Source organism: Pseudomonas sp. K5002, assembly GCF_013386655.1.
GTDB lineage: Bacteria > Pseudomonadota > Gammaproteobacteria > Pseudomonadales > Pseudomonadaceae > Aquipseudomonas.
Window position 1 is genome coordinate 1 of sequence record NZ_JACARK010000538.1, and the last position, 1,650, is coordinate 1,650.

At 60.8% G+C, this 1,650-nt stretch carries 1 protein-coding gene and 1 pseudogene; both read left to right on the top strand.

The window, feature by feature from the left end; translation table 11 throughout:
- Positions 1-1,276: glutamate synthase-related protein (locus tag HX846_RS22825; protein ID WP_256739855.1), on the top strand; the 1,276-nt coding region annotated here is incomplete at its 5' end.
- A 32-nt stretch (positions 1,277-1,308) separates the two neighbouring features.
- Positions 1,309-1,650, top strand: a pseudogene (locus HX846_RS22830) (glutamate synthase small subunit); the annotation flags it as partial.

A 1,650-nucleotide genomic window follows, 5' to 3' on the forward strand; every position in this document is an offset into this window, starting at 1 on the left:
CAACGACCTGCGCGGCAAGGTCCGGGTGCAGACCGACGGTGGCCTGAAAACCGGCCTCGACGTGATCAAGGCTGCAATCCTCGGCGCCGAAAGCTTCGGCTTCGGCACCGCGCCAATGATCGCCCTGGGCTGCAAATACCTGCGCATCTGCCACCTGAACAACTGCGCCACCGGCGTGGCGACTCAGAACGAGAAGCTGCGCAAGGACCACTACATTGGTACCGTCGACATGGTGGTGAACTTCTTCACCTACGTCGCCGAAGAAACCCGTGAGTGGCTGGCCAAGCTGGGCGTGCGTTCCCTGGAAGAGCTGATCGGCCGTACCGACCTGCTGGACATCCTCGAAGGCCAGACCGCCAAGCAACAGCACCTGGACCTGACGCCGCTGTTGGGCAGCGATCACATCCCGGCCGACAAGCCACAGTTCTGCCAGGTTGACCGCAACCCGCCGTTCGACAAGGGCCTGCTGGCCGAGAAGATGGTCGAGATGGCCACTTCGTCGATCAACGACGCAAGCGGCGGCGAATTCGCCCTGGATATCTGCAACTGCGACCGTTCCATCGGCGCACGCATCTCCGGCGAAATCGCGCGCAAGCACGGCAACCAGGGCATGGCCAAGGCGCCGATCACCTTCCGCTTCAAGGGTACCGCTGGCCAGAGCTTCGGCGTATGGAACGCCGGTGGCCTGAACATGTACCTCGAAGGCGATGCCAACGACTACGTGGGCAAGGGCATGACCGGCGGCAAGCTGGTGATCGTCCCGCCAGTGGGCAGCGTCTACAAGACTCAAGACAGTGCCATCATCGGCAACACCTGCCTGTACGGCGCAACCGGCGGAAAGCTGTTTGCCGCGGGCACGGCCGGTGAGCGTTTCGCAGTGCGTAACTCCGGTGCCCACACTGTGGTTGAAGGCACGGGCGATCACTGCTGCGAGTACATGACCGGTGGTTTTGTCGCGGTGCTGGGCAAGACCGGCTACAACTTCGGTTCGGGCATGACCGGCGGTTTCGCCTACGTGCTCGACCAGGACAACACCTTCGTCGACAAGGTGAACCACGAGTTGGTGGAGATCCAGCGGATCAGCGGCGAAGCGATGGAATCCTATCGCAACCACTTGCAGCATGTGCTGGACGAATATGTCGAGGAAACCAACAGCGAATGGGGTCGCAACCTCGCTGAAAACCTCGATGACTACCTGCGTCGTTTCTGGCTGGTCAAGCCCAAGGCTGCCAACCTGAAATCGTTGCTTTCCAGCATCCGTGCCAACCCGCAGTGATATGCGCCTGAAGAGTTTGATGAGGTTTTAACATGGCTGAACGTCTGAATAACGACTTCCAGTTCATCGATGTCGGGCGCAAAGATCCGAAGAAGAAACTGTTGCGTCAACGCAAGAAAGAGTTCGTGGAAATCTACGAGCCCTTCAAACCCCAGCACTCGGCCGACCAGGCCCACCGCTGCCTGGGTTGCGGTAACCCGTATTGCGAATGGAAGTGCCCGGTGCACAACTTCATTCCGAACTGGCTGAAGCTGGTGGCCGAGGGCAACATCCTCGCCGCCGCCGAGCTGTCTCACCAGACCAACACCCTGCCGGAAGTGTGCGGCCGGGTGTGCCCGCAGGACCGTCTGTGCGAGGGTGCGTGCACCCTCAAC